The organism is Pseudoxanthomonas suwonensis, assembly GCF_000972865.1.
Classification (GTDB): Bacteria; Pseudomonadota; Gammaproteobacteria; order Xanthomonadales; family Xanthomonadaceae; genus Pseudoxanthomonas; species Pseudoxanthomonas suwonensis_B.
Genome location: NZ_CP011144.1, coordinates 3,007,398 through 3,033,889, shown reverse-complemented (window position 1 = coordinate 3,033,889; position 26,492 = coordinate 3,007,398). Strand labels below are relative to the sequence as shown.

Annotated in this window: 24 protein-coding genes; 14 read left to right on the top strand and 10 right to left on the bottom strand. The window is 70.2% G+C overall.

The genetic code is table 11. The features are described from left to right. Positions 1-47: 47 nt before the first annotated feature. A complete protein-coding gene (locus WQ53_RS12520) occupies positions 48-1,193 on the bottom strand; it encodes a 5-(carboxyamino)imidazole ribonucleotide synthase (RefSeq protein WP_052632865.1) in 1,146 nt (381 codons plus the stop codon). Beyond that, positions 1,190-1,717: a 5-(carboxyamino)imidazole ribonucleotide mutase gene (gene purE / locus WQ53_RS12515; RefSeq protein ID WP_052632863.1), complete on the bottom strand. Its 528-nt coding sequence runs from the start codon at positions 1,715-1,717 to the stop codon at positions 1,190-1,192. Before purE ends, WQ53_RS12520 begins: the two co-directional genes overlap by 4 nt. A 58-nt stretch (positions 1,718-1,775) precedes the next feature. Here purE and WQ53_RS12510 point away from each other — a divergent pair, with 58 nt between their 5' ends. From WQ53_RS12510 to WQ53_RS12495, 4 genes are all read left to right on the top strand, one after another. Then, positions 1,776-2,045 (top strand): Trm112 family protein, encoded by a 270-nt coding sequence (locus WQ53_RS12510; protein ID WP_052632861.1) that lies wholly within the window; start codon positions 1,776-1,778, stop codon positions 2,043-2,045. An 8-nt stretch (positions 2,046-2,053) separates the two neighbouring features. Further along, the gene (nadC, locus tag WQ53_RS12505) at positions 2,054-2,926 is read left to right on the top strand and encodes a carboxylating nicotinate-nucleotide diphosphorylase (RefSeq protein ID WP_052632859.1); all 873 of its coding nucleotides are present in this window, start codon (positions 2,054-2,056) and stop codon (positions 2,924-2,926) included. A gap of 702 nt (positions 2,927-3,628) precedes the next feature. After that, a complete protein-coding gene (locus tag WQ53_RS12500) occupies positions 3,629-4,771 on the top strand; it encodes a DUF2272 domain-containing protein (RefSeq protein ID WP_144409327.1) in 1,143 nt (380 codons plus the stop codon). Positions 4,772-5,202: 431 nt separating this feature from the next. Further along, positions 5,203-5,547 (top strand): DUF3301 domain-containing protein, encoded by a 345-nt coding sequence (locus WQ53_RS12495; protein ID WP_052632858.1) that lies wholly within the window; start codon positions 5,203-5,205, stop codon positions 5,545-5,547. A 228-nt stretch (positions 5,548-5,775) separates the two neighbouring features. Here WQ53_RS12495 and WQ53_RS12490 read toward each other — a convergent pair whose 3' ends face one another. The 6 genes from WQ53_RS12490 to WQ53_RS12465 form a co-directional block, all read right to left on the bottom strand. Next, on the bottom strand, positions 5,776-6,225 hold the full coding sequence (locus tag WQ53_RS12490; protein WP_052632856.1) for a ClpXP protease specificity-enhancing factor: 450 nt from the start codon (positions 6,223-6,225) through the stop codon (positions 5,776-5,778). Positions 6,226-6,256: 31 nt separating this feature from the next. Then, positions 6,257-6,892, bottom strand: coding sequence for a glutathione S-transferase N-terminal domain-containing protein (locus WQ53_RS12485; RefSeq protein ID WP_052632854.1), 636 nt, complete (start codon positions 6,890-6,892; stop codon positions 6,257-6,259). Positions 6,893-7,062: 170 nt separating this feature from the next. Then, positions 7,063-7,806 carry a cytochrome c1 gene (locus WQ53_RS12480; protein WP_052632852.1) on the bottom strand — a complete coding sequence of 248 codons (744 nt, stop codon included), beginning with the start codon at positions 7,804-7,806 and terminating at the stop codon, positions 7,063-7,065. Then, positions 7,799-9,058: a cytochrome b gene (locus tag WQ53_RS12475; RefSeq protein ID WP_052632851.1), complete on the bottom strand. Its 1,260-nt coding sequence runs from the start codon at positions 9,056-9,058 to the stop codon at positions 7,799-7,801. Before WQ53_RS12475 ends, WQ53_RS12480 begins: the two co-directional genes overlap by 8 nt. 3 nt (positions 9,059-9,061) lie before the next feature. Next, positions 9,062-9,679, bottom strand: coding sequence for a ubiquinol-cytochrome c reductase iron-sulfur subunit (gene petA, locus WQ53_RS12470; RefSeq protein ID WP_052632849.1), 618 nt, complete (start codon positions 9,677-9,679; stop codon positions 9,062-9,064). 147 nt (positions 9,680-9,826) lie between these two features. Beyond that, positions 9,827-10,744 (bottom strand): lytic transglycosylase domain-containing protein, encoded by a 918-nt coding sequence (locus WQ53_RS12465; protein WP_052632847.1) that lies wholly within the window; start codon positions 10,742-10,744, stop codon positions 9,827-9,829. Positions 10,745-10,893: 149 nt separating this feature from the next. Between WQ53_RS12465 and miaB the strand changes: the two genes are divergently transcribed. From miaB to WQ53_RS12420, 9 genes are all read left to right on the top strand, one after another. Further along, positions 10,894-12,360 carry a tRNA (N6-isopentenyl adenosine(37)-C2)-methylthiotransferase MiaB gene (gene miaB / locus WQ53_RS12460; protein ID WP_082113015.1) on the top strand — a complete coding sequence of 489 codons (1,467 nt, stop codon included), beginning with the start codon at positions 10,894-10,896 and terminating at the stop codon, positions 12,358-12,360. Positions 12,361-12,574: 214 nt separating this feature from the next. Beyond that, the gene (locus WQ53_RS12455) at positions 12,575-13,558 is read left to right on the top strand and encodes a PhoH family protein (RefSeq protein ID WP_052632846.1); all 984 of its coding nucleotides are present in this window, start codon (positions 12,575-12,577) and stop codon (positions 13,556-13,558) included. Positions 13,559-13,589: 31 nt separating this feature from the next. Beyond that, on the top strand, positions 13,590-14,060 hold the full coding sequence (gene ybeY, locus WQ53_RS12450) for an rRNA maturation RNase YbeY (RefSeq protein WP_052632844.1): 471 nt from the start codon (positions 13,590-13,592) through the stop codon (positions 14,058-14,060). Between the two features lie 7 nt (positions 14,061-14,067). Further along, positions 14,068-14,676 carry a hypothetical protein gene (locus WQ53_RS12445; protein WP_052632843.1) on the top strand — a complete coding sequence of 203 codons (609 nt, stop codon included), beginning with the start codon at positions 14,068-14,070 and terminating at the stop codon, positions 14,674-14,676. A gap of 44 nt (positions 14,677-14,720) precedes the next feature. Continuing rightward, on the top strand, positions 14,721-15,602 hold the full coding sequence (locus tag WQ53_RS12440) for an HlyC/CorC family transporter (protein WP_052632842.1): 882 nt from the start codon (positions 14,721-14,723) through the stop codon (positions 15,600-15,602). Then, the gene (locus WQ53_RS12435; RefSeq protein ID WP_052632841.1) at positions 15,602-16,810 is read left to right on the top strand and encodes a DUF4105 domain-containing protein; all 1,209 of its coding nucleotides are present in this window, start codon (positions 15,602-15,604) and stop codon (positions 16,808-16,810) included. Before WQ53_RS12440 ends, WQ53_RS12435 begins: the two co-directional genes overlap by 1 nt. A gap of 233 nt (positions 16,811-17,043) precedes the next feature. Then, on the top strand, positions 17,044-18,054 hold the full coding sequence (locus WQ53_RS12430) for a magnesium and cobalt transport protein CorA (protein ID WP_144409325.1): 1,011 nt from the start codon (positions 17,044-17,046) through the stop codon (positions 18,052-18,054). A 179-nt stretch (positions 18,055-18,233) separates the two neighbouring features. Next, complete coding sequence (locus WQ53_RS12425) at positions 18,234-20,321, top strand: carbon starvation CstA family protein (RefSeq protein WP_052634076.1); 2,088 nt, start codon at positions 18,234-18,236, stop codon at positions 20,319-20,321. A gap of 12 nt (positions 20,322-20,333) precedes the next feature. Continuing rightward, positions 20,334-20,558 (top strand): YbdD/YjiX family protein, encoded by a 225-nt coding sequence (locus WQ53_RS12420; RefSeq protein ID WP_052632837.1) that lies wholly within the window; start codon positions 20,334-20,336, stop codon positions 20,556-20,558. A gap of 778 nt (positions 20,559-21,336) precedes the next feature. Here the strand turns inward: WQ53_RS12420 and WQ53_RS12415 are convergent. Together WQ53_RS12415 and WQ53_RS12410 are read right to left on the bottom strand one after the other, a co-directional pair. Continuing rightward, positions 21,337-22,593: a DUF819 domain-containing protein gene (locus WQ53_RS12415; RefSeq protein ID WP_052632835.1), complete on the bottom strand. Its 1,257-nt coding sequence runs from the start codon at positions 22,591-22,593 to the stop codon at positions 21,337-21,339. A 63-nt stretch (positions 22,594-22,656) separates the two neighbouring features. After that, positions 22,657-24,774, bottom strand: coding sequence for an alpha/beta hydrolase family protein (locus WQ53_RS12410; protein WP_052632833.1), 2,118 nt, complete (start codon positions 24,772-24,774; stop codon positions 22,657-22,659). A gap of 132 nt (positions 24,775-24,906) precedes the next feature. Between WQ53_RS12410 and WQ53_RS12405 the strand changes: the two genes are divergently transcribed. Then, entirely contained in the window at positions 24,907-26,484 is a 1,578-nt protein-coding gene (locus tag WQ53_RS12405) for a peptide MFS transporter (RefSeq protein WP_052632831.1), read from the top strand. Positions 26,485-26,492: the final 8 nt, after the last annotated feature.

Below are 26,492 nucleotides of genomic sequence, written 5' to 3'. Positions count from 1 at the left end.
CCGGCGCGGTCACTAGAACCAGCGGACCCGGCTGCGCCGCCCAGGCCTCAGCCGCCGCGCAGCGCCGCCACCGGCGGCGCGACCTGCGACTGCCGCCCCAGCGCCTGGCCCACCCGCTCCAGCGCATCGGCCAGCACCGATGGCGCGTCCGCGCGCAGTGTGGCATGGCCGACCTTGCGGCCCTCGCGCGGCTCCTTGCCGTAGTCGTGCCAGTGCCCGCCGGGCTCGGCCAGCACCGGGCCGGCCTCGGGCATCGCCCCGATCCAGTTGAGCATGCAGGCCCGGCCGCGCACATCGGTGGCGCCCAGCGGCAGGCCCAGCACCGCGCGCAGGTGGTTCTGGAACTGCGAGGTCTCGGCGCCTTCGATGGTCCAGTGCCCGGAGTTGTGCACCCGCGGCGCCAGTTCGTTGGCCAGCAGCGCGCCATCACGGCAGAACAGCTCCAGCGCGAACACGCCCACGTAGTCGAGCCGTTCGGCCAGGCGGCGGGCGTAGCCGGTGGCCGTGTCCGCCAGCGCCGGGTCGACCCGCGCCGGCGCCAGGCTGGCCGACAGCACGCCGTCGACGTGCCAGTTCTCGGTCAGCGGCCAGGTGCGGAACTCGCCGTCGCGGCCGCGCACGGCGACCACGCTCAGCTCGCGCTCGAACGGCACGAAGGCCTCGACGATCAGGCCGACCGTGCCGGCCTGCGCGCCCAGCGCCTGCCAGGCGGCATCGGCATCGGCCAGCGAGCGGATCCGGAACTGGCCCTTGCCGTCGTAGCCCAGGCGGCGGGTCTTGAGGATGCAGGGCACGCCGACCGTGGCCAGCGCCTGGTCCAGTTCCTGCCGGCTAGCGACCGCGGCGAACGCCGGCACCGGGATGTCCAGTTCGCGGAACAGGGTCTTCTCGGCCAGCCGGTCCTGGGCCACCGCCAGCGCGCGCGGGTTGGGGAATACCGGCACCCGCGCCGACAGCCACTCGGCGCTTTCGGCCGGCACGTTCTCGAAATCGAAGGTGGCCACGTCGACCTTGCCGGCGAACTCGGCCAGCGCGGCCTCGTCGCGATAGTCGCCGACCAGCAGCGGCGCGAACTGGCCGGCGCAGGCGTCGGCCACGGTGTCCATGACCAGGAAGCGCAGGCCCAGCGGCGCGCCGGAAAGCGCCATCATGCGGGCCAGCTGCCCGCCGCCGAGGATACCTACCGTGGTCATTGCCGCGGATCGTCGTGGGCGGTGACGTCGTCGGTCTGGCGCTGGCGGAATTCGTCCAGTGCCTGCGCGATCGCCGGATGCTCGGCGGCCAGCAGCGCGGCGGCGAACAGGCCGGCGTTGGCGGCGCCGGCATTGCCGATGGCGAAGGTCGCCACCGGGATGCCGGCCGGCATCTGCACGATCGACAGCAGCGAGTCCATGCCGTTGAGCGCCTTGCTCTGCACCGGCACGCCCAGCACCGGTACCGCGGTCTTGGAGGCGAGCATGCCCGGCAGGTGCGCCGCGCCGCCGGCGCCGGCGATGATCGCGCGCAGGCCGCGCGCCTTCGCGCTGGCCGCGTACTCGAACAACACGTCCGGGGTACGGTGGGCGGACACCACCTTGACCTCGTGCGGGACGCCCAGCGCGTCGAGCTTCTGGGCGGCGTGCTGCATCGTTTCCCAGTCGGAGCGCGATCCCATGACGAGACCGACAAGGGGCGTCGCTGGCAGGCTGTCGATCGTACTGCTGGGCTGGGCTGGCATGGCCGTCCTCGGTGACAAGGCCGTATTCTAGCCGCCTTCCACCCGACCGATCGGACCCATGGACCGCAAGCTGCTCGACCTGCTGTGCTCGCCCGATACCCGCCAGCCGCTGGCGCTGCTGGAGCCGCGCGGCCTGGACGCCCTGAACCGGGCGATCGCCGCCGGCCAGGTGCGGCGCGGCGACGGCAGCCCGCAGGCCGAGCCGCTGCGCGAGGCGCTGGTCACCCGCGACCGCCGGCAGGTGTTCCGGGTCGACGATGGCATCCCGGTGCTGCTGGTCGAGGAGGCGCTGGCCACCTCGCAGGTGGCCGACTTCCCGTCCGCCTGAGGCGCACCATGGCCCGGCCCATGCTCGTGCCGCCGGACGAAGCGACCGTGCTGGCCGACGTACGCCGCGCGCTCGAGGAGGACCTGGGCAGCGGCGACGTCACCGCCGCCTTGCTGCCCGACGTGCCCGAGCGCGCCTACCTGCTGTGCAAGGAGGACGCGGTCGTCGCCGGCCGGCCCTGGTTCGACGCCTGCCATCGTGCGCTGGATCCCCGGGTGCGGATCGAATGGAGTGTCGGGGAAGGCGACCGGATCGCCGCCGGCACCGTGCTGGCCCTGCTGGAGGGCCGCAGCCGCGCCCTGGTCAGCGCCGAGCGCACCGCGCTGAACTTCCTGCAGACGCTCTCGGGCACCGCCACCGCCACCGCCGCGCACGTGGAGGCGGTGCGCGGCACCGGTGCGACCATCCTGGACACGCGCAAGACCCTGCCCGGCCTGCGCCTGGCGCAGAAGTACGCGGTCCGCGCCGGTGGCGGCGCCAACCACCGCATCGGCCTGTACGACGCGGTGATGCTCAAGGAGAACCACATCCGCGTGGCCGGCTCGGTCACCGCCGCGATCGCCGCCGCGCGCGCCGCGCAGCCGGCGCTGCCGCTGATCGTGGAAGTGGAGACCCTGGACCAGCTGCGCGAGGCGCTGGCCGCCGGCTGCGACCGGATCCTGGTCGACGACTTCGCCGCGGAGGACCGCCGCGAAGCGGTGCGCATCGCCCGCTCGGCGCCGTTCGGCGGCCGCATCCCGCTGGAGGTCTCCGGCGGCGTGGACCTGGCCGGCCTGCGCGCGATCGCCGAGGACGGCGTGGACTTCATCTCCATCGGCGCGCTGACCAAGCACGTGCGCGCGATCGACCTGTCGATGAAGCTGGGCCCGCCGCCGTTGTAGGAGCCGGGCTTGCTCGCGACGCGATGGCGTCGGCACAGGCGACACCCTCGTGATCCTGACGCCCGTGTCGCCGACTGAAGTCAGCTCCTACAGAGAGCGGCCGCGTCGCGGCTGTTGTAGGAGCCGGGTTCAGCCGGCGACCCGACGCCGTCGGCACAGGCGACGCCCTCATGATCCCAACGCCCGTGTCGCCCACTGAAGTGGGCTCCTACAGAAGAGCGGCTGCGCTGCGGCTGTTGTAGGAGCCGGGTTCAGCCGGCGACGCGACGCCATCGGCACAGGCGACGCCCTCATGATCCCGACGCCCGTGTCGCCGACTGAAGTCAGCTCCTACAGAAAAGCGGCCGCGCCGCGGCTGCTGTAGGAGCCGGGTTCAGCCGGCGACCCGACGCCGTTGGCCCAGGCGACGCCTTCGTGGTTCCGACGCCCGTGTCGCCGACTGAAGTCAGCTCCTACAGGAGAGCGGCCGTGTCGCAGCTGTTGTAGGAGCCGGGTTCAGCCGGCGACCCGACGCCGTCGGCACAGGCGGCGCCTAATGATTCCGACGCCAGCGTCGCAGGCAAGCCCAACTCCTGCGCAGACGTGCGTGTCCTCGCACCCACGCCCTTCGCGTTGTCCCGACGGGGAGCGGCAGCATCCCGCCGTCCACGCCACATGCACGGACGGCGGCTAAGCTCGATCCCAGACGGGAAAGGACACGCCATGCGCCGCATCCGCAGCACGCCCCTGCTCCTGGCCTTGGCCCTGGCCTTGCCGGGCATGGCCGAGGCCGCCGCCGGCGTGGAGGCCTGCGACGTGCCGCCGCGCTTCGGCGTCGAGGCCACCGCCGCGGCCATCGTGCGCACCGCCTGCCAGGAGCACCGGCTGTGGTTGCGCCCCTTCATCGAGGCCGACGGGCGCCTGGCCGCGCTGGGCGTGACCGAGGCCGAGCGCGCGCGCCTGTACGACGAGGTCACCCCGGCCTGGCAGCGCGTGGCCCAGTACTGGCGCGAGAGCGGCACGCTGTCGTCGATGGCCGGCGGCGGCACCCCGGGCGCGGCCAGCTGCATGTACCCGGGCGCCAGCCGCGAGGTCGACAACGACTGCCGCGCGTTCCTGGTAGACAACCCGTGGTCGGCGGCCTTCATCTCCTGGGTCATGACCCGCGCGCCGCTGCCGGGTTTCGCCGGCTCGCCGCGGCACATGGACTACGTCGCCCGCGCCTGGCGCCATCCGGAAAGCAGCCCGTACCTCTATGCCGACCCGTTCTCCGGCAAGCCCGCGCCGGGCGACATGCTGTGCTTCCTGCGCGCCAACGACCACGGCCTCGGCGCCGCGGGGCTGCGCGAGGCACTGTCCGGCCGCGGCCGCATGCCGGCGCGCTCGCACTGCGAGATCGTGGTCGCGTCCAACCTCGGCGGCGACCAGACCCTGTACCTGATCGGCGGCAACGTGCTCAACGCGGTGGTGATGCGCAAGCTGCCGCTGGACCGCAGCGGCCGGCTGGTGCCCGGCGCGCTGGGGCCGGCCGTGGCCGGCGCGGGTGCGGCGGAGGCGCAAGCAGCAGCGGCCGACCTGGCACGGACAGCTGCACTCACGCCGCCGGCGATGCACGCCCAGGCCCCGGCCGGATCGGGCGGCGACACGGCGGAAGATTCCGCCACTCCGATCGGCGCCACCTGCAGGCCCGGCGACCCGGCGGCCTGCAGCTTCAACCGCCGCGACTGGGCGGTGCTGCTCAAGCTCAAGCCGCAGTCGCAACTGGGCGGTTTCGTGCCGGTGGCAGTGGAACCGGCGGCACCTGCTGCACCGGGTGATGCGGAAACGGTTCCCGAGGACGCGCCGGCACCAGAATCACCCGTGTAGGAGTGGCGGGAGCGGCGCCGGCCTGCCACGTCGGTACAGGCGACTCCATCCGGGGCTCCGACGCCCGTATCGCCAGCAAGCTGTGCTCCTACCAAGCTGTGCTCCTACAAGGTGCGCGGCTACTGTTGTAGGAGCCGGGTTCAGCCGGCGACACGACGCCCGGGCAGAGGCGACGCCCTCGTGTTCCCGACGCCCGTGTCGCCCACTGAAGTGGGCTCCTACAAGGAAGCGGCGGCGCAGCGGCAGTTGCAGGAGCCGGTTCAACCGGCATCACGCGCCCCGGGCACAGGCGACACCCTCGACACCCGCACCCCTGTAAGACAGCCTACCGTGGAAGATCCGCCAGGCAGGCGCCGCGCCGTGCTTCCAACGCCCGTTCACGGCAAGACCGGATCCCACGCGCCGGCAGCGGTTTTCGCTACAGTGCGCGCATGCCCAGCGTAATCCTGATCATGATCGCCGGTGCCGCCGCGTTCGCGTGGTGGAACGCCGCGCGCGCGGCCGCCGAACGCGCCGAGTCGCTCGGCCGCGACGCCTGCGCCGCCGCCGACGTGCAATGGCTGGACCAGAGCGTGCAGGCCGCCGGCCTCCGCCTGTACCGGCGCGAGGACGGCTGGCTCGGCCTGGAACGCAGCTTCCGCTTCGACTACTCGCACGACGGCATCGACCGCCACAGCGGTCGCCTGGTGCTGCGCGGCGACCGGCTGGTGTCCTTCGTCGGGCCGTCCTCGGGCGCGCGGGTGGTGCCGTTCGAATCCCGGATGGGCGGCGAGTAGCCCTTTCGCGCTGCTTGCCGTAGACGTTGGCTTGCCGGTCGCCGGCGCAGGCGACGCGTCGTGGTCGCGACGCCTGTGTCGTCCGTTGAAGCGGGCTCCTACGATGGCTGGTCATGGCCATTCGGCTGTTGGGAGGCACTTCGGCTGCCGTGAAGTGCTTCGCCGGGACGACGGCTGGAAGGGTGCTGCGGGTCTGCCGGAGCCGGGGCCCGGCCGGCGACAAGCCGGCTACTTCACCACGCGCAGGTGCGGGCGCTTGCCCGGCGTCGGATCCGCCGGTCCCTCGGGAGGCGTGTCGGGACCGTCGACGTCCGGATCGCGTTCGGCGTGCGCGTGGGAGCCGCCGGCGGCCTCCTCCGGCAGCACCATGCCCTGCCCGGTCTCGCGCGCGTACACCGCCAGCACCGCGGCCACCGGCACGCTCACCGGCTGGCTGACGCCGCCGAAGCGCGCGGCGAACTCGATCCACTCGTTGTCCATGCGCAGCCCGACCACGGCGCGGTCGGCGATGTTGAGCACCACCTTGCCCTCGCGCACCACGCCCGGCGGCACGCGCACGCCCGCCACGCCCGCGTCCACCAGGATGTGCGGGGTCATGCCGTTGTCGTTGATCCACTCGGTCAGCGCCCGCAGCAGGTACGGGCGGTAGCTGGTCATGCGCGGCGCGTCATCGCTCATGCGGGCAGTCTACGCCCTCGCCGGCGGCCGGTCAGGCCGGCAGCTCGCGCAGCTTCCTTTCCTGGTCGGTAAGACTGCGCATGAAGCCGGGGTTGCGGAAGATCCGGTTGCCGTAGTCCTCGATCGCCTTGCCGTCCTTGGGCAGCGGCACGTCCAGCGAATGCAGGCGCCAGATGATCGGCGCCATCGCGCAGTCGGCCAGGCTCATCTCCGGGTTGAGGAAGAACTTGCTGGCCTTGAACAGCGGCAGCGACTCGGTCAGCAGCTCCTTCAGCCGCTTGCGCCCGGCCTCGGCCTGCTGCTTGTTGCCCAGCTGGATCGCCTGCACCTGCGGCACCCAGTCGTGCTCGATGCGCAGCATCGCCAGGCGCAGGCGCGCGCGCGACAGCGGGTCCACCGGCATCAGCGGCGGGTGCGGGTAGCGCTCGTCCAGGTACTCGCTGACCACCGAGGCGGCGTACAGCACCAGCTCGCGCTCGACCAGGGTCGGCACCGAGTGGTAGGGATTGAGGTGGATCAGGTCCTCGGGTGGGTTCTGCGCGTCCACCGGGACCAGGTCGTAGGTCACGCCCTTGGCCGCCAGGACCAGGCGCACGCGATGACACAGCACGTCATCGACGGAGGAGAACAACGTCAGGGTATTGCGCATGCGCACGCTCGCTGCCATCTAGGCCTCCGACGACCGGAATCCGCCGGCCGTACCCGCGCTGCCAGGCCCCTCGCCGGCAGTCGCATATTGTCCCGAGTGTGCCGGGGAGCGCCGGAAAAGCGCAAGGCCGGGATGACCCGGCCCCGGCGTCGCGCGCACGCGCCCCCCAAGGGAGAGCGCGCGAGGCGTCAGTGCACGTCCGTCCAGTACTCCTGCTTGAGCAGGTAGGCCAGGAAGGTCAGCAACACCAGGAACAGGATCACCCACACCCCGATCGCCTGCCGCTTCAGCGCGGCCGGCTCGCCCGCGTACTCGAGGAAGTTGGTGATATCGCGCACCACCTGGTCGAACTCGACCGCCGACAGCCGGCCGGCCCCGGCGACCACCAGCCGCTCGGGGTGGCGCTCGCCGATCACGTCGGGCTCGCCGAACTCGGCGTGCTGCAGGCCCTGCAGCTCCCACAGCGGGTTGGGCATGGAGGCGTTCGGGAACAGCTGGTTGTTCCAGCCCAGCGGCCGCGACTCGTCCAGGTAGAACGACTTGAGGTAGGTGTAGATCCAGTCGCTGCCGCGCACGCGCGAGATCAGGCTCAGGTCCGGCGGCATCTTGCCGAACCAGGCCTCGCCATCGGCATTGCGCATGGTCACCTGGATGTGCTCGCCGAACTTGGCGCCGGTGAGGTTGAGGTTGCCCATCACCTCCTCCTCGCTCAGGCCGAGGTCGTCGGCCATGCGCGAGTAGCGCAGGAACTTCAGCGAGTGGCAGCTGGAGCAGTAGTTCATGTACAGCTGCGCGCCGCGCTGCAGCGAGGCCCTGTCGGACAGGTCGTTGCCGGCCTGCTGCACCGGGCCGCCGGCGGCGGCCAGCGCGGCGGCGGAGAACAGGAGCCCGGTGGCGGCAGCGGCTAGCAGGGCAATCCACTTCTTAGTCATGCGTCGTCACCCGTTCCGGCACCGGCTTGGTCTTGTCCAGCTTGGTCCACAGCGGCATGGTCAGGAAGAAAAGGAAGTAGTAGGCGGTCAGGAACCGGCCGACGATGGTCTCCACCGGGTCGGTACCCGGGCCGGCGCCGATCTTGCCCAGCCACAGGAAGCTGAAGGCGAAGCCCAGCAGCAGCGTCCACGACAGCCAGCCGCGGTAGCGGTACGACTTGACCTTGGCCCGGTCCAGCCACGGCAGGAAGAACAGGACGATGATCGCGCCGAACATCACCAGCACGCCGCCCAGCTTGTCCGGCACCACCCGCAACATCGCGTAGAACGGGGTGTAGTACCACACCGGCTTGATGTGCTCGGGCGTCACCAGGCGGTTGGCCTCGGTGAAGTTGTCATGCTCGAGGAACCAGCCGCCGAACGCCGGGGCGAAGAAGATGATGAAGGCGGCGATGATCAGCATCGCGAACACGTAGAACGTGTCCTTGACCGTGTAGTACGGGTGGAACGGGATGCCGTCGGCCGGCGCGGTCGGCGACCAGCGGTTGCCCTTCGGGCCCTTCTTGATCTCCACGCCGTCGGGGTTGTTGGAACCGACCTCGTGCAGTGCGCCCAGGTGCAGCACCACCAGCAGCAGCAGCACCAGCGGCAGGGCGATCACGTGCAGGGCGAAGAAGCGGCCCAGGGTGGCGTCGGACGGCAGGTAGTCGCCCATGATCCACTCGGTCAGGCCCGGACCGATCACCGGGATCGCGCCGAACAGCGAGATGATCACCTTGGCGCCCCAGAACGACATCTGGCCCCACGGCAGCACGTAGCCCATGAAGGCCTCGGCCATCAGCACCAGGTAGATCAGCATGCCCAGGATCCACACCAGCTCGCGCGGCTTCTGGTAGGAGCCGTACATCAGGCCGCGGAACATGTGCAGGTAGACGACGATGAAGAAAATCGAGGCGCCGGTGCTGTGCATGTACCGGATCAGCCAGCCCCATTCCACGTCGCGCATGATGTACTCGACCGAGGCGAAGGCTTCCGCCGCGCTCGGCTTGTAGTGCATCGTCAGGAAGATGCCGGTGACGATCTGGTTGACCAGCACCACCATCGACAGCACGCCGAAGATGTACCAGATGTTGAAGTTCTTCGGCGCGTAGTACTCGGACATGTGCTTCCGGTACATCGGCGCCAGCGCCGGCGCGCGCGCGTTGACCCAGTCCATCACGCCGGTGGCGGTGCGGGTGAAGATGTTCGCCATCGCTTACGCCCCCTGCGGATCGACGCCCACGACAATCGTGTTGTCATCGGCGTAATGGTGCGGCGGCACGACCAGGTTGGTCGGCGCCGGCACGCCCTGGAACACGCGCCCGGCCATGTCGAAGCGCGACTTGTGGCACGGGCAGAAGTAGCCGCCCTTCCATTCCGGATCGAACGGCTCGGGCCGGATCTCGGCGGCCATCTCCGGCGCGCAGCCCAGGTGGGTGCACAGGCCGACCAGGACCGAGATCTCGGGCTTGAGCGAACGCAGTTCCGGGTTGGCCGCCAGCACGTAGGCCGGCTGCTGGTCGGCGTTCCGGGACTGCGGATCGCGCAGGTGGCCGTCCAGGGTCGGCAGCGCCTCGAGCACGGCCCGGGAGCGCTTGACGATCCAGATCGGCTGGCCGCGCCACTCCAGGATCAGGCGCTGGCCCTCCTGCAGGGCGCTGATGTCGGCGATCACCGGGGCACCGGCCAGACGGGCGCGGGCGCTGGGGTTCCACGACTTGATGAACGGTACTGCGGCGAAACCGGCTCCGACGGCGCCCACTACTGCGGTGGTCGCGGTCAGGAACCGGCGTCGGCCCGTATTCACGGGCTGGTGGACCTCATCGTTGGCCATCCGGCACTCCGAAAATCTTCTGCTGGTAGCGTTGGCTGCCTGCGGCACGGCACCGGCCACGACAGGCACGGTCCGACCGCAAAAGACGGCGAAGTGTAACGGAAGGCTTAACAAGCCGACAATGGCGACGCACGGCCCGGACCCGGATCAGCGCGCCGCCAGCACGCCGCGGTATCGCTCGGCGAGCACCCCGACCCGCTGCACGTAGCGCTGGGTCTCGCTGTAGGGTGGCACGCCCTTGTGGCGGTCCACCGCGCCCTCGCCGGCGTTGTAGCCGGCCGCGGCCAGGGTCAGGTCGCCGTCGTAGCGGCGCAGCAGCCAGGCCAGGTACTGGACCCCGCCGCGGATGTTCTGGGAGGCGTCGTAGCTGTCGGTGACCCCGAACCGGCGCGCGGTCGGCGGCATCAGCTGCATCAGGCCCTGCGCCCCGGCATGCGACAGCGCGGCGGGGTTGAACGCCGATTCGGCGTGGATGATCGCCCGCACGATCGCCTCCTCGACCCCGAACTCGCGTGCCGCGGCGGCGATCTCGGCCTGGTAGGCGCTGGTGTTCAGGCGCACGGTGGCGAAGCTCACGCCCGGATTGACTCCGCAGGCGTAGCAGGTCTCGATGTAGCTGTAGGCGACCGTGCGCACTTCGCTGGCGCCGCCGCCACGCGCGGGTGGGCGGCTGCTGAAGTGGCGAACGCCATCCTTCATGTAGGAATAGACCTGGCCGCTGACCCGGCGCTGCGGCGGGGTGGTCCGCGCCGCCGGCAGGGCGGCCGGGACGATGGCGTCGGAACGGTTCGCTGCCGGGGTCATCACCGGGGCCGAGGCGTCGCCGGCCGCCGTCGCGGCCGCGGTCGCCACCGCGGCAGGCGCCGGGGCGGCCTTGGCCGGCCGAGGCTGGCTGCGGTCAGGGGTGTAGCGGGTGTGGACCCTGCACTCGGCGCCGGGGACGCGCTTGTTGACGTAGCTGGAAACGCCGTCGGCGCCGACGCACCGGTACAGCGTGCCGGCGCTGGCCGGCAAGGCGACCAGCGCGAGCAGCAGCACGCCCGCTTTCCCCAGCATCCCCTTCATCGCGCGGAGTATCCCGGCTTCCCTGGCGCTTGCCAAGCCATTGTCCGACAAGCGGAAAAACGTGCCGGACGGCACGGATCGGACGCCATGGCGGGCGCTCCCGGCTAAACTAGCGGCCCTGCCCGCCTGGATTAACCGCCATGACCGGGATGACCGCCACGCCGGACGCCCGTCCGGACGCCGCCATCGCGCCCGCTCCCCCGTCCGCCCCTGCCCTGGTCCCGTTGCCGGGCACCGCCCCGCGCCCCATCCCCGGCGGCGCGCGCGGCAAGCTCTACATCAAGACCCACGGCTGCCAGATGAACGAGTACGACTCGGCCAAGATGGCCGACGTGCTGGCCGAGCACGAGGGCCTGGAGCTGACCGACGACCCGGCCGAAGCCGACGTGGTCCTGGTCAACACCTGCTCGATCCGCGAGAAGGCGCAGGAGAAGGTGTTCAGCCAGCTCGGCCGCTGGCGCGTGCTCAAGGAAAGCAGGCTGAAGACCAACGGCCGCGAGGTGATCATCGGCGTCGGCGGCTGCGTGGCCTCGCAGGAGGGCGAGGCGATCGTCAAGCGCGCGCCGTATGTGGACCTGGTGTTCGGCCCGCAGACCCTGCACCGCCTGCCGGAACTGATCCGCGCCCGCCGCGAACAGAACCGGCCGCAGGTGGACATCAGCTTCCCGGAAATCGAGAAGTTCGACCGCCTGCCCGAGCCGCGCGCCGAGGGGCCGAGCGCGTTCGTCTCGATCATGGAGGGCTGCTCGAAGTACTGCTCGTTCTGCGTGGTGCCGTACACCCGCGGCACCGAGGTCAGCCGCCCGTTCGAGGACGTGCTGGTCGAGGTGGCGCAGCTGGCCGCGCAGGGTGTGCGCGAGATCAACCTGCTGGGGCAGAACGTCAACGCCTACCGCGGGCCCATGGGTGAACCGGGCAGCGAAGAGGTCGCGGACCTGGGCCTGCTGATCCGCACCATCGCCCAGATCGACGGCGTCGGCCGGATCCGCTTCACCACTTCGCACCCGCTGGAGTTCTCCGACTCGCTGGTGGAGGCCTACCGCGACGTGCCGCAGCTGGCCAACTACCTGCACCTGCCGGTGCAGGCCGGCAGCGACCGCGTGCTGAGCGCGATGAAGCGCGGCTACACCGCGCTGGAGTTCAAGCAGAAGATCCGCAAGCTGCGCGCGGTGCGCCCGGACATTTCCATCTCCTCGGACTTCATCGTCGGCTTCCCCGGCGAGACCGACGCCGACTTCGACAAGACCATGAAGCTGATCGAGGACGTGGGCTTCGACCAGAGCTTCTCCTTCATCTACTCGCGCCGCCCGGGCACGCCCGCCGCGGACCTGGAAGACGACATGCCGGAGGCGGTCAAGCACGCCCGCTTGGAACGGCTGCAGAAGCACATCAACGAATACGCCGCCGGCATCTCGCGGGGCATGGTCGGCAGCGTGCAGTCGGTGCTGGTGGAAGGTCCGTCGAAGAAGAACCCGCACGAGCTGACCGGCAAGACCGAGAACATGCGCTCGGTGAACTTCCCCGGGCACCCGCGCCTGGTCGGCCAGTTCGTCGACGTGGTGATCACCGAGGCGCTGACCAACTCGCTGCGCGGGCGGGTGGCGACGGCGGACTGATCGTCCGGTTCGTCTGTAGGAGCCGGGCTTGCCCGCGACATGACGTCGCAGGCACAGGCGACTCGCTCGTGGTTCCAACGCCCGTGTCGCGGGCAAGCCCGGCTCCTACAACGCAAGGTCCGGCCGCTGGCCGCGGCGACCGGTCCGCGCTACGCTTCCGTCCTCCGCCGCGACCGCGGCGACCCCGTGCCCGCGCCGTCCGGCGCCGCCCCCGATGACCGCCCCCACCCAGCGCGACTTCACCCTCGAGCCCGCCGACACCGAGCGCCTGGCCAACCTGGCCGGACCGTTCGATGAGCACCTGCGCCAGATCGAACTGCGCCTGGGCGTGGAGATCGCCAACCGCGGCAACGTGTTCCGCGTGACCGGGGAAGCGGACGCGACCGCCAGCGCCGAGCACCTGCTGCGCGCGCTGTACACCGAGGCCGCCGAGACCACGTTCGACAGCCACGGCATCCACCTGCGCCTGAACGAGGCCAACGTCGACCGGATCGACGACGCCGGCTACCAGCCGCAGGAAGTGGCGGTGAAAGTGCGCCGCGGCACCATCCGCGGCCGCGGCGCCAACCAGGCGCGCTACCTGCACGCCATCGCCAGCCACGACATCAATTTCGGCATCGGCCCGGCCGGCACCGGCAAGACCTTCCTGGCCGTGGCCATGGCGGTGGACGCGCTCAATGAATCGCGGGTGCAGCGGCTGGTGCTGGTGCGCCCGGCGGTGGAGGCCGGCGAGAAGCTCGGCTTCCTGCCCGGCGACCTGACCCAGAAGGTCGACCCCTACCTGCGGCCGCTGTACGACGCGCTGTACGAGATGCTGGGCGTGGAGAAGGTGGTCAAGCTGCTGGAGAAGAACGTGATCGAGATCGCGCCGCTGGCGTACATGCGCGGGCGCACCCTCAACGACGCGTTCGTGATCCTGGACGAGGCGCAGAACACCACCATCGAGCAGATGAAGATGTTCCTGACCCGGCTGGGCTTCGGCAGCACCGCGGTGGTCACCGGCGACATGACCCAGATCGACCTGCCGAAGCACGTCAAGTCCGGCCTCAAGGACGCGATCGACGTGCTGCACGGGGTGGAGGGCGTCAGCTTCACCTTCTTCGAGGCGCGCGACGTGGTCCGCCACCCGCTGGTCGCGCGCATCGTCAGCGCCTACGACCGGCGCGACGCCCAGGACCGGGAGACCGGCCCGGCATGAGCCCCGCGCCCACCCACCCCAGGAGTGCCCCATGACCCGTGGCCCGGTCCGGCTCGACGTGTCCGTCAACTACGCCGCACCCCGTGCCGGAGTGCCGGCGGCGGCGAGCTTCCGCAAGTGGGTCGCGGCCGCGCTCAAGGGCCGGATCCGCGAGGCCGACCTGGCGATCCGCATCGTCGACGCCAAGGAGGGCCGCGCGCTCAACCGCCACTACCGCGGCAAGGACTACGCGACCAACGTGCTCAGCTTCCCGGCCGAGCTGCCCGAGGGCGTGAAGCTGCCGTTGCTGGGCGACCTGGTGATCTGCGCACCGGTGGTCGCGCGCGAGGCCGCGGAACAGGGCAAGCCGGCGATCGCGCACTACGCCCACCTGACCGTGCACGGCGTCCTGCACCTGCTGGGCTGGGACCACAACAACGACAAGGACGCCGAGGCGATGGAGCAGCTGGAACGCGAGATCCTCGCCGGCCTCGGCCTGCCCGATCCCTATGCGGGGGAGTGAACCGACGATGCCACGCACCGCCCTGGCGCGCCTGCTCCTGCTGTCCCTGGGCCTACTGCCCGCCGCCGCGCAGGCGCAGGATGCGACCGGCGACGGTACGCTGCCCGACCTGTCGGCCCTGCTCGAGTGCCGGCTCGGCTACGAGGACTTCATGGCCTACGCGCCGGTGCTGCGCGATCCGTTGAAGGCCGTGGCGCTGGGCTGGCGCCCGCAGCCGCAGGTCAATCCGTTCATGGTCGAGTACCGCCTCAACACACCGGTGGCCGTGTTCGGGCGGCAGAGCGACCACATCGCCTTTGCCGGCGACGGCGTGGTCGCGGTGCTCGACCTGGCCGATCCGCGGGTGCTGGCCCGCGAGCTGCAGCTGGAGACGGGCGTGGACACGCCGCAGAAGGCGATCTTCGGTCGCGAGGCGCGCGCCGAGGAAATCGCCGGCCCCGACGGCAGCTCCGGCTGGATCGAGACGGCGGTGATCAACGTGTCCAACGTGGACTCGCACCCGGGCAAGACCCTGGCCGGCTGCAGCTACAGCCTCGACCCGCCGGAGCCGGAGGAGGAAGAGGCGCCGCCCCCCACGGTCGCCGCGCCCTCGCCCGCCGGCGCCCAACCGCGCTAGACTGCCGCCAACGCCCGGATCCCCGGGCGCCTGCTTCCTCCCGAATGTCCGAAGACGACAGTAGTCGCACCGCGCCGGAGCCGCACGAACGCCGGCGCTCCTGGCTGGAGCGGATCAGTTCCGCGTTCTCCGGCGAACCCGACACCCGCGAGGACCTCGTGGCGCTGCTGCGCGACGCGCAGGGCGATGGCCTGATCGACGCCGACACCCTGCGCATGATGGAAGGCGCGCTGTCGGTGTCCGAGCTGACCGTCGGCGACGTGATGGTCTCGCGCTCGCAGATGGTCTCGCTGCCGGCCAATGCGCGCTTCCTCGACCTGATGAAGCAGGTGGTCGAATCCGGCCACTCGCGCTTCCCGGTGCACGGCGAGGACCGCGACGAGATCCTCGGCATCCTGCTGGCCAAGGACCTGCTGCGCGGCGTGGTCGCCGACAACGGCCCCGGCGACATCCATTCGCTGCTGCGCCCGGCGGTGCTTATCCCCGAGTCGAAGAAGCTCAACCTGCTGCTCAAGGAGTTCCGGCTCTCGCGCAACCACATGGCGATCGTGGTCGACGAATACGGCGGCGTGGCCGGGCTGGTCACCATCGAGGACGTGCTCGAGCAGATCGTCGGCGAGATCGACGACGAGCACGACGAGGCCGAGGACGCCAGCGCGCTGATCGCCGCGCAGGCCGACGGCCAGTACGTGGTCGACGCGCTGACCCCGATCGGCGACTTCAACGAGCGCTTCGGCGCCGGCTTCCCCGACGACGAGTACGACACCATCGGCGGGCTGGTGACCGAGGCCATCGGCCACCTGCCCGAGGCCGGCGAAGAACTCACCCTGGACCGCTTCCAGTTCCGCGTGATCCGCGCCGACGCCCGCCGCGTGCGCGCCTTCCAGGTCGCGGTGCTGGCGCCGGACCCGCAGGACGCCGGCTGATGCGCGGACCGCTTCGCCGGCCGGCCTGGCCGGCCACGCTGCTGGCCTGCCTGCTCGCATGCGCCGCGCTGCTGCTACCCCGGGCTGTGCTGGCCGCCGACGCGCCGCGCATCGGGGTGATGACGATGCAGCCGGGCGAGGTGTTCTTCGAGCGCTTCGGCCACGACGCGATCGTGGTGGTCGACCCGCACAGCGGCGAGGCCGTCTCCTACAACTTCGGCTACTTCGATCCCACCGAGCCGGACTTCATCGCCCGCTTCGTCCGCGGCGAGATGATGTACCACCTGGTGGCGCTGCCGGCCGCGCACGATCTGGCCCAGTACCGCGACGCCGGCCGCGGCGTCGACATCCAGTGGCTGGACCTGGAGCCGGCGCAGGCACGCGCGCTGGCCGACGCGCTGGCCGAACGCGCCAGGCCGGAGAACTCGCGCTACCGCTACGACTACTTCACCGCCAACTGCGCCACCCAGGTGCGCGACGCGCTGGACGCGGCGATGGGCGGCGCGCTGAAGTCGCAGCTGGCCGGCCGCTCGCGCGGCAACACCTTCCGCAGCGAATCGGTGCGGCTGGCGCGGCCGGCGCCGTGGATGTGGCTGGGCTTCGACCTCGGCCTGGGGCCCTACGCCGACCGGCCGCTGTCGCGCTGGGACGAGGCGTTCATCCCGATGCGCCTGGCCGACAGCCTGCGCGAGGCGCGCAACAGCGCCGGGCGTCCGCTGGTCGCGTACGAGGAGCAGTTGCTACCGCACCGCATCGCCGCCGAACCGGCCGAATCGCCGCGCCGCTGGTGGCCATGGCTGCTGGCCGGCCTGGCCCTGGCGGCCGCGATCGCGGCACTGCGCCGGCGGCCGCGCACGATCGCCGCGTTCGCCCTGCCGCTGTGGCTGCTGTGCGGCCTGGCCGGCGCGCTGCTGGTTTACCTGTGGGGCTTCACCGTCCACCAGGCCGGCTGGGCCAACCGCAACCTGTTCCTGCTCAACCCGCTGTGCCTGCTGCTGCTGCCGGGTGCGGTGTCGCTGCTGCGCGGGCGCGTCCCGGGGCGCCTGTTCCGCCCGCTGCTGTGGACCGTGGCCGCCGTCGCCGCACTGGGCTGGGTACTGCAGTGGCTGAGCCTGCAGCCGCAGTACAACCTGCCGTGGATCGCCCTGCTGTTGCCGGTGCACGTGGCACTGGCCCTGGCGCTGGGCCGCCCGCCCCGCTCCTCGTAGGAGCCGATTCATCGGCGACCCGACATTGCGGGCGCAGGCGACGCCCTCGCCCAAATGGGGTCAGGTTCATTTTTTCGAGTGAATTGAACCTGACCCCATTGGGGCAGACCCCATTGAGCATCGGCACAGGCTACGCCTTCCTCGTTCGGACGCCCGTGTCGCCGACTGAAGTCGGCTCCTGCATGGCGGCCGGTGGCTTGCCGCCTGCGCCGCTGCGGCGCAGGATGCGCCGCATGGACAATCCCGCCCCGGCCACCAATCCCGCCTGTGTCGTCAACTGCGTCTGGTACGACGGCGAAGGCCGCCGCCACGACCTGCCGCTGGACCGGCTCGGCGAGATGCTGGCGAGCGACGCGCCCGGCTTCGCCTGGGTCGGGCTGTACGAGCCCGCCGACGCGGTGCTGCTGCAGCTGCAGGAAGAGCTGCACCTGCATCCGCTGGCGGTGGAGGACGCGCGCAACGCGCACCAGCGGCCCAAGGTGGAGGCCTACGGCGACACCCTGTTCCTGGCCGTGCACACCGCGCAGATGGTCGAGGGCCAGATACGCTACGGCGAAACCCACGCCTTCCTCGGCGATCGCTTCCTGCTGACCGTCCGCCACGGCGCCTCGCTGTCGTACGCACCCGCGCGCAGCCGGATGGAACGCGAACCGGACCTGCTGCGGTTCGGCCCGGCGATGGCGCTGTACGCGGTGCTCGACTTTATCGTCGACAACTACGTGCCGATCGTCGACGAGCACCGCGACAGCCTGCGCAAGCTGGAGCGCGACATCTTCTCCGACACCTACCGTCGCGCGATCGTGGTGCGGCTGTACGACCTCAAGCGCGACCTGACCTACATGCGCGTGGCCGTCTCGCCGCTGCAGGACGTGCTGGCGCAGCTGCTGCGCAGCCAGGCCGCGCAGGGCCTGCTGGTGCGCGAGGAGGTGCGCGTGTACCTGCGCGACGTGCACGACCACGTGCTGCGCATCAACGACACCATCGACACCCTGCGCGACATGCTCGGCACCGCGCTGAGCGTGAACCTGTCGATGGTCACCCTGGCCCAGGGCGAGACGGTCAAGCGCCTCGGCGCCTGGGCCGCGCTGCTGGCCGCGCCGACCCTGATCACCAGCTGGTACGGCATGAACTTCGCGCACATGCCGGAGCTGGAGCCGCGCTGGGCCTATCCGCTGCTGATCGTGGCGGTCGCGGCGATCTGCATCGGGCTGTACCGGCTGTTCAAGCGCGCGCGCTGGCTGTGAAGGCTGGCGCAACGGTGACCGCGTTCACGCCCGCCGCGATGCAGCGTCCATGCATGCGACCAAAGTCTTACCGGGCCCGCCGCATCGCGCATTGACCTGCACCGCGCGCGGGACGACCCTTGTCCGGTCCGATCCCGATCTCGATCTCGATCTCGATCTCGATTCCGATGGAGGTTCCCGTGAAAGCGTTCTCCAAGGTCGGCTGGGCCGCGCTCGCGCTGCTCGGTGCGTTCTGCCTGGGCACCGTGGCGCTGCGGCGCGGCGAACAGATCAGCGCGTTGTGGATCGTCGTGGCCGCGGTGTCGATCTACCTGGTCGCCTACCGCTACTACAGCCTGTACATCGCCAGGAACGTGATGGGGCTGGCCCCGCGCCGGGCCACGCCCGCGCACATCCACAACGACGGCCTGGACTACGTGCCCACCAACAAGCACGTGCTGTTCGGCCACCACTTCGCCGCCATCGCCGGCGCCGGCCCGCTGGTCGGCCCGGTGCTGGCCGCGCAGATGGGCTACCTGCCCGGCATGATCTGGCTGATCGCCGGCGTGGTCCTGGCCGGCGCGGTGCAGGACTTCATGGTCCTGTTCATCTCCAGCCGGCGCGACGGCCGCTCGCTGGGCGACCTGGTGCGCGAGGAGATGGGGCCGGTGGCCGGCACCATCGCCCTGTTCGGCGCGTTCCTGATCATGATCATCATCCTGGCGGTGCTGGCCATGATCGTGGTCAAGGCGCTGGCCGAGAGCCCCTGGGGCATGTTCACGGTGATCGCGACGATGCCGATCGCGATCTTCATGGGCGTGTACATGCGCTACATCCGCCCGGGGCGGATCGGCGAGATCTCGGTGGTCGGCATCGTCCTGCTGCTGCTGGCGATCTGGTTCGGCGGCCGGGTCGGCGCACACCCCACCTGGGGCCCGGCGTTCACCTTCACCGGCACCCAGATCACCTGGATGCTGATCGGCTACGGCTTCGTCGCCGCGGTGCTGCCGGTGTGGCTGCTGCTGGCCCCGCGCGACTACCTGTCGACCTTCCTCAAGATCGGCGTGATCGTGGCGCTGGCGATCGGCATCGTCATCGCCAGCCCGGAGGTGACCACGCTGAAGATGCCGGCGCTGACCCAGTTCGCCAGCAGTGGCGACGGTCCGGTGTGGAAGGGCGGGCTGTTCCCGTTCCTGTTCATCACCATCGCCTGCGGCGCGGTATCGGGCTTCCACGCGCTGATCGCCTCGGGCACCACCCCGAAACTGCTGGCCAACGAAGTCCACGCCCGCTACATCGGCTACGGCGGCATGCTGATGGAATCGTTCGTGGCGATCATGGCGCTGGTGGCCGCCTCGATCATCGAGCCGGGCGTGTACTTCGCCATGAACAGCCCGGCCGCCGCGATCGGCACCGAGGCGGCGGAGGTGGCCGCCACGGTCAGCAGCTGGGGCTTCGTGATCACGCCCGAGGTGCTGACCCAGACCGCCAAGGACATCGGCGAGCACACCATCATCTCGCGCGCCGGCGGCGCGCCGACCCTGGCGGTGGGCATCGCGGTGATCCTGCACGACGCCCTGCCCGGCGGCGACGCGATGATGGCGTTCTGGTACCACTTCGCGATCCTGTTCGAGGCGCTGTTCATCCTGACCGCGGTCGACGCCGGCACCCGCGCGGGCCGTTTCATGCTGCAGGACCTGCTCGGCAACTTCGTGCCGGCGCTGCGCCGGACCGAGTCCTGGGGCGCGAACGTGATCGGCACCGCCGGCTGCGTCGCGCTGTGGGGCTACTTCCTCTACCAGGGCGTGGTCGACCCGCTGGGCGGCATCAACACCCTGTGGCCGCTGTTCGGCATCGCCAACCAGATGCTGGCCGGCATCGCGCTGATGCTGTGCACGGTGGTCCTGTTCAAGATGAAGCGCGACCGCTATGCCTGGGTCACGATCGTGCCGACGCTGTGGCTGCTGATCTGCACCACCTACGCCGGCCTGATCAAGATCTTCGACAGCAACCCGGCGCTCGGCTTCGTCGCCCAGGCACGCAGGTACCAGCAGGCCATCGCCGACGGCCAGCTGCTGGGCACGGCCAAGAGCGTGGGCCAGATGCAGCAGGTGGTGGTCAACAGCTACATCAACGCCGGGTTGACCGTGCTGTTCCTGTTCGTGGTGGCCAGCGTGCTGGTCTATGCGGTCCGCGCGATCCTCAAGGCCCGCCGCAGCAGCCAGCGCACCGACCGCGAGACGCCGTTCGTCGCCCTCAGCGACGAGCAGGTCAAGGCCTGGCTGTAGGGAGGGAAGGACATGGGCACCCAACTCGTCCCGCTCGACCACTTCGCCACGCACAAGCGCGTGTGGCGCAGGCTGGTGCAGACCGCCCGGCTGTGCTGCGGCATCCCGGACTACGACAACTACGTCCGGCACATGCTGGAGAAACACCCGGACCGCGAACCGATGGACTACAAGACGTTCTTCCGCGAGCGCCAGGAGGCCCGCTTCGGCGGGCGCTCCGGGTTCCGCTGCTGTTAGCGGGTCCCAGCATCGATCGTCATTGGACGGGGAAGGGCGAAGCAATGGCTTCGTCCTTCTTCATTTTTGCGTTCTGCAGCTACAGGGGGAGGTGTTGTGCCGCGAAAGCAAGAGCACAAGCATCGGCTTCGGGCGGGACTCTCGTGCCGTGGAAGCAAGAGCACTAGCGTCGGCTTCGGAGCGGGCCGTCGTGCCCAGGGGGTATGGCGCATCGCTCCGCTCCGGCGTCCTGCCTCCGAGGAGCGAGCGCAGCACATCCATGTGCTGCTTGCGCCATACCCCCTGGGCACAACGACCTCGGGAGCTTTGGGGGCGTGGCTTCGATCGGAGGAGCAACAGCAAAGCCCCCTTCCCGCCCTTCCTTTAGCCTGCGGAGGAAGGGAAGCCCATGGCAGCACTTGCTTTCTGTAGGAGCCCAGCTTGCTGGCGACACGGGCGTCGGAACCATGAGGGCGTCGCCTGGGCAGACGGCGTCGGGTCGCGGTCATGCCCGCTCCTACAAAAGCCGGGCGCTGCTCATCGCCTGTGAACGGAGCCACGACCTGGAAGCTCCCGAAGACGTGGCGGGCCGGGAGTATTGCGGCAGCGGCCATGGATGGCCGCGTCGGCGAGTCGGCACAGGGATGTGCCGTCGAGACGACCGCAATACTCCCGGCCCGCCGCGGCTCAGACCGAAGCCGATCACGCCCGGCGCTTTTGACCTTGCAGTCGCGATTGCCGTTGCGAGGGTCTGGGCATGGAACGGTCTTCGGGAGAACCGGCGCCTGCAAAGGATGGGCTACTGTCCCGCCATCAGCCGCAGCACCTGGCCGAGGAAGTACGCAATCACCGTGCCCGTGGCGTAGCCGACGGTGCCCAGCAACACGCCGACCGGGGCCAGCGTGGGATGGAACGCCGCGGCGATGACCGGCGCCGAGGCCGCCGCGCCGATGTTGCCCATTGAGCCGACGCCGAAATAGAACAGCGGCGCCTTGACCAGCTTGGCGGCATACCAGATCGTCACCACGTGCACCGACATCCAGATCGTCCCGATCACCAGCAGTTCCGGGCGGTTGGCGAGCTTGAGGAAGTCCATCTGCATGCCGATGCAGGCGATCAGGAAATACAGGAAAACCGTGCCGACCTTCGATGCGCCCGCGTTCTCCAGCGAACGCACCCGGGTGAAGCTCAGCACCAGGCCGCCCAGCGTCGACAGCACCACGATCCAGACGAACGGCGCGTCGAGGCTGAACTGGCCGGCCCATGCCACGTTCGCCTTGAACCACCCGGAGGCGGGATTGGCGATGGCATGCGCCACGGCGACGATGCCGAAGGCCCAGCCGACGATCATCATCAGGTCGGACAGCGTCGGAATGCGCGCATTGGCGGCCTCGTAGGCGGCCACCCGCTCCTTCATCTCGTCCAGCGCGCGGGTATCGGCGCCGCTGCGCAGGTCGATCTGCTGCTGCCGGTTGGCGAGGAACAGCAGCGACGCCATCAGCAGGCTGGCCAGCGCCACGTCGACCACCGCGAACTGCCCGAACAGGGTGGCGTCGACGCCGTAGATCTCGCGGATCGCGACCATGTTCGCGCCGCCGCCGATCCAGCTGCCCGACAGCGCCGCCATGCCCTTCCAGGTGTCGCCCGCCACCGCCGCAGGCCAGAACCACTCCATCAGCTGGAACGCGATGATCGCCCCGAGCACCACGCCCAGCGTGCCCATGCAGAACACGAACAGCAGCTTCGGCCCGAGCTTGAGGATGCCCTTGAGGTCGATCGACAGCGTCAGCAACACCAGCGCCGCCGGCAGCAGCACGCGACTGGCCAGGTAATAGAGCTGGCTGCCTTCGCCATCGATCAGCCGGGTAGTGTTGTAGAGCGCGGGCACGAAGTAGCACAGCAGCAGCGCCGGCACCCAGGCGAAGAATTTCCTCCAGAACGGCGTCGGTCCGCTGGCGAGCCAGAAGATCATGCCCAGCGTGGCGGCAATCAGCCCGAACACGACGATGTCGTTCTGGATCAGCGCGCTGGACGGCGCGGTGGCTTCGATCGCCATCGGCGATGTCTCCCTTTAGAGCGAAAAAAGGCGATGGCCGGCAGATGCCGGCCATCGCGGGATTCACTGGCCGATGTGCTGCTTCAGCCAGGCGTTGACGGTGTCGTGCCAGAGCACGCTGTTGGCCGGCTTGAGCACCCAGTGGTTCTCGTCGGGGAAATACAGCAGCCTGGACTCGATCCCGGCGCGCTGCAGCGCGGTGAACGCCGACAGGCTCTGGTCGATCGGCACGCGGAAGTCGTTCTGGCCGGCCACCACCAGCATCGGCGTCTTCCACTTGTGGATGTGGCGGGCTGGGTTGTACTGCTCGTACGCCTCGGGATTGGCCGCCACCGTGCCGCCGAACTCCCACTCGGTGAACCACAGCTCCTCGGTCACCACGCCCATCGAGCGGGTGTCGAACACGCCGTTGTGGGTGACCAGGCACTTGAACGGCGCGCTGCCGTCGGCCTCGAACCAGTTGCCGGCGATCCAGTTGGTCATGTAGCCGCCGTAGCTGGCGCCCAGCGCACAGGCCTTGCCGCCGTCCAGGAACGGATACTGCTGCTGCGCCGCGGCCCAGCCCTTCTGCAGGTCGACCAGCGGCTTGCTGCCCCAGTGGCCGCTGATCGCGTCGGTGAAGGCCTGCCCGTAGCCGGTCGAACCGTGGAAGTCGATCATCACCACCGCGTAGCCCTGGCCGGCGTAGGTCTGCGGGTTCCAGCGGTAGCTCCAGCCGTCGCCGAAGCTGCCCTGCGGGCCGCCGTGGATCAGGAACGCGACCGGGTACTTCCTGCCCTCCTCGTAGTTCCATGGCTTGACCACGTAGCCGTGCACGGTCGCGCCGTCCCAGCCGGCGAAGCTGAACTGCTCGTAGTCACCGAAGGCCACGTCTGGCAGCGCCTCGCCAGCGCTGGGCGTTATCGCGCGCTGCGCCGCCGGGCTGGCCAGCGAGGCGGTGAACACCTGGTCGCCGCTGCGCAGCGTATTGCGGGTGAAGGCCAGGGTGTCGCCGGCGATGTCGAACGAAGTGACGGTGCCGTCGCCGACCAGCTTTTGCACCTGGCCGGTGGCGATGTCGACCGCGAACAGCGGGTGCTGGCCCATGTCCTGCGCGGTGGTGTAGAGGGTCTTGCCGTCGGCCGACAGGACGATGCCGTCGGCGCTGCGGTCCCAGTCCGGGGCGATCTCGCGGATGGCGCCGGTGGCCAGGTCGCGCTCCATCAGGCCGAAGCGGTCGGCCTCGAAGCCCGCTCGCTTCATCGCGCGGTAGTACAGCTTGCCGCCGTCGGCGCTGAACACCGGGCCGGTATCCCAGGCGGGGTTGCCTTCGGTCAGGTTGCGCAGCGGCTGGCCTTCGCTGAACTGGTATAGGTCGAAGTTGGTCGACCAGGCCTCCTGGCGGTCGGCACGGCGCATCGCGAACACGATCGATTTGCCGTCGGGCGACCAGGCGTACTCGCTGTCGTCGCCGAACGGCCTGGACGGCACGTTGCCGGGCACGCCACCGTCGCCGACCAGCACGCTCGCCGGCTGCGCCTTGCCGGTCGCCGGCGCGGTCACGAACAGGCGGTTGTGGCGCCCGTCCTGCCAGGTGTCCCAGTGGCGCACGAGCAGCTGGTCGTGGATCACGCCGCTGGCCTTGGCCTGCGTGCGCTCCTCCAGCCGCTTGACCGTGCAGCCCAGGTCGGCGCCGCAGTCGGGGAACACCGCCAGGCTCACCGCCAGGCGCCGGCCACCCGGCGAAACCTTGAAACTGCCCACGTCCAGCGGGAAGCGGGTGGCCTGCTGCGGCACGCCGCCGGTGGCCGGCATCGCGTACACCTGCTGGCTGCCCGACTGCGCGCTGAGGAAGTACAGGGTCTTGCCGTCGTCGGAGAAGGCCGGCGAGTTGACGTTCCAGCCCACCGGGGTGAGCCGCTTAGGCGGCGCCAGGTCGCGGGTGCGCAGGTCGCGGATCCATAGCGCGGTCGCGGCCTTGCCCGGGTCGTCCGCACCGCTCGCGCCTTGCATCTCGCGCCTGGCGAAGACGACGAAGGCGCCGTCGGGCGAGAGTACGGGCGAGGACACCCGGTCGAGCTTCTGCAGGTCGCGCACGTCCAGGCCGCGGGCGGCTTCGGCCGGGCTGGCGGCCAGCAGGCCCAGGGTCGCGGCCAGGGCGAGCGGCAGGATCGGGGACGTGGACAGGAAGGCGGGCTTCATCCGGGGCTCCAGCGAGGCAAACCCCGGATGGTAGGCGCTGGCCCGGGGCCGGCGCAAAGGCCCTAAGTCACGCACCGGCCTGCCCGGAAGCCGGCCGCTATACTCGCCCATCGTCTACCCAGGGGGCCTTTCGTGTCTGCAACCCATCTGCCCGCGCCCGCGGCCGCCGACCAGTTCCTCGGCCATCCCAAGGGCCTCTACGTCTGCTTCCTGACCGAGATGTGGGAACGCTTCGCCTTCTACGGCATGAAGGCGCTGCTGCTGCTCTACCTCACCAAGCACCACCTGTTCAGCGACACCGACGGCTACCTGCTGCTGGGCACCTACGCCGGCCTGGCCTACGCGCTGCCGCTGCTGGGCGGCCTGCTGGCCGACCGCTACCTGGGCATGCGCAAGGCGGTGGTGTTCGGCGGCATGCTGCTGGTCCTGGGCCAGCTGGGCATGGCCTACACCGGCCACGCCGCCACCGGCGTGCAGGGCGCGGGCGTGCCGGACGCGTCGGCGGTACAGGTCATGTACTTCTCGCTGGCGCTGATCGGCGTGGGCGTGGGCTTCCTCAAGCCGAACATCTCCACGATCGTCGGCCGCCTGTATCCGGACAACGATCCCCGGCGCGACTCGGGCTTCACCATCTTCTACATGGGCATCAACGTCGGCGCCTTCATGTCGTCGCTGATCGTGGCCTACGTCGGCGAGAAGATCGGCTGGGGCTACGGCTTCGCCCTGGCCGGCGTGATGATGGCGCTGGGCCTGGTCCAGTTCGTGGTCGGCCGCCGCCACCTGCAGGGACGCGCCGAACCGGCCGACCCGGCGCTGCTGCGTGCCCCGGTGTTCGCCGGCCTCTCGCGCGAGGCGCTGATCTACGCCGGTGGCCTGCTGCTCACGGTGGTGGTCTGGCAGGTGCTGCAGACGCGGATCAACTTCGGCCCGCTGTCGTCGCTGGTCGGCGGCCACGAGGTCACCCTGACCGAACTGGTGGCGGTGGTGCTGGGCCTGGGCCTCTACGCGTGGTTCATCCGCCTGCTGTTCTCGGGCATCAGCCGGGCGGAAAAGGGCCGGATGGTGATGCTGATGGTGCTGATCACGGTCAGCGCGCTGTTCTGGGGCCTGTACGAGCAGACCTACGGCCCGTGGGTGGCGATGGCCGACCGGGCCATGGACCGCACCACCTTCGGCATCGAATGGACCGCCGGCCAGACCACCGCGATCGGCGCGCTGGCGGTGATCGCGATGAGCCCGCTGTTCGCCTGGCTGTGGCCGCGCCTGGACAAGCGTGGACTCAATCCCAGCTACCCGGCCAAGTTCGCCTGGGGCCTGGTGTTCTGCGGCCTGGCCTTCGGCGTGCTGGCGTTCGCCGCCGCCAACCCCGGCCCGGACATGCTGGTGAGCCTGTGGTGGATGATCCTGGCCTACTTCGTGCTGGTGCTCGGCGAGATGGTGCTGTCGCCGGTCGGCCTGGCCGCGGTCACCGCGCTGTCGATCCCGCGCGCAGTGGGCTTGATGATGGGCGCCTGGTTCCTGTTCTCGGCCTTCGGCGAAATCATCGCCGGCCGCCTCGGCACCTGGGCGGCGATCCCGCCCTACGCCACCCGCGAATACGCGCTGGCGGTCTATTCGGGCGTGTTCACCCAGATGATGTGGATCGGCCTGGTCGCCGGCGCGCTGCTGTTCCTGGCCACGCCGCTGCTCAAGCGGTTGACCCGCGGGTGAGCGGAACG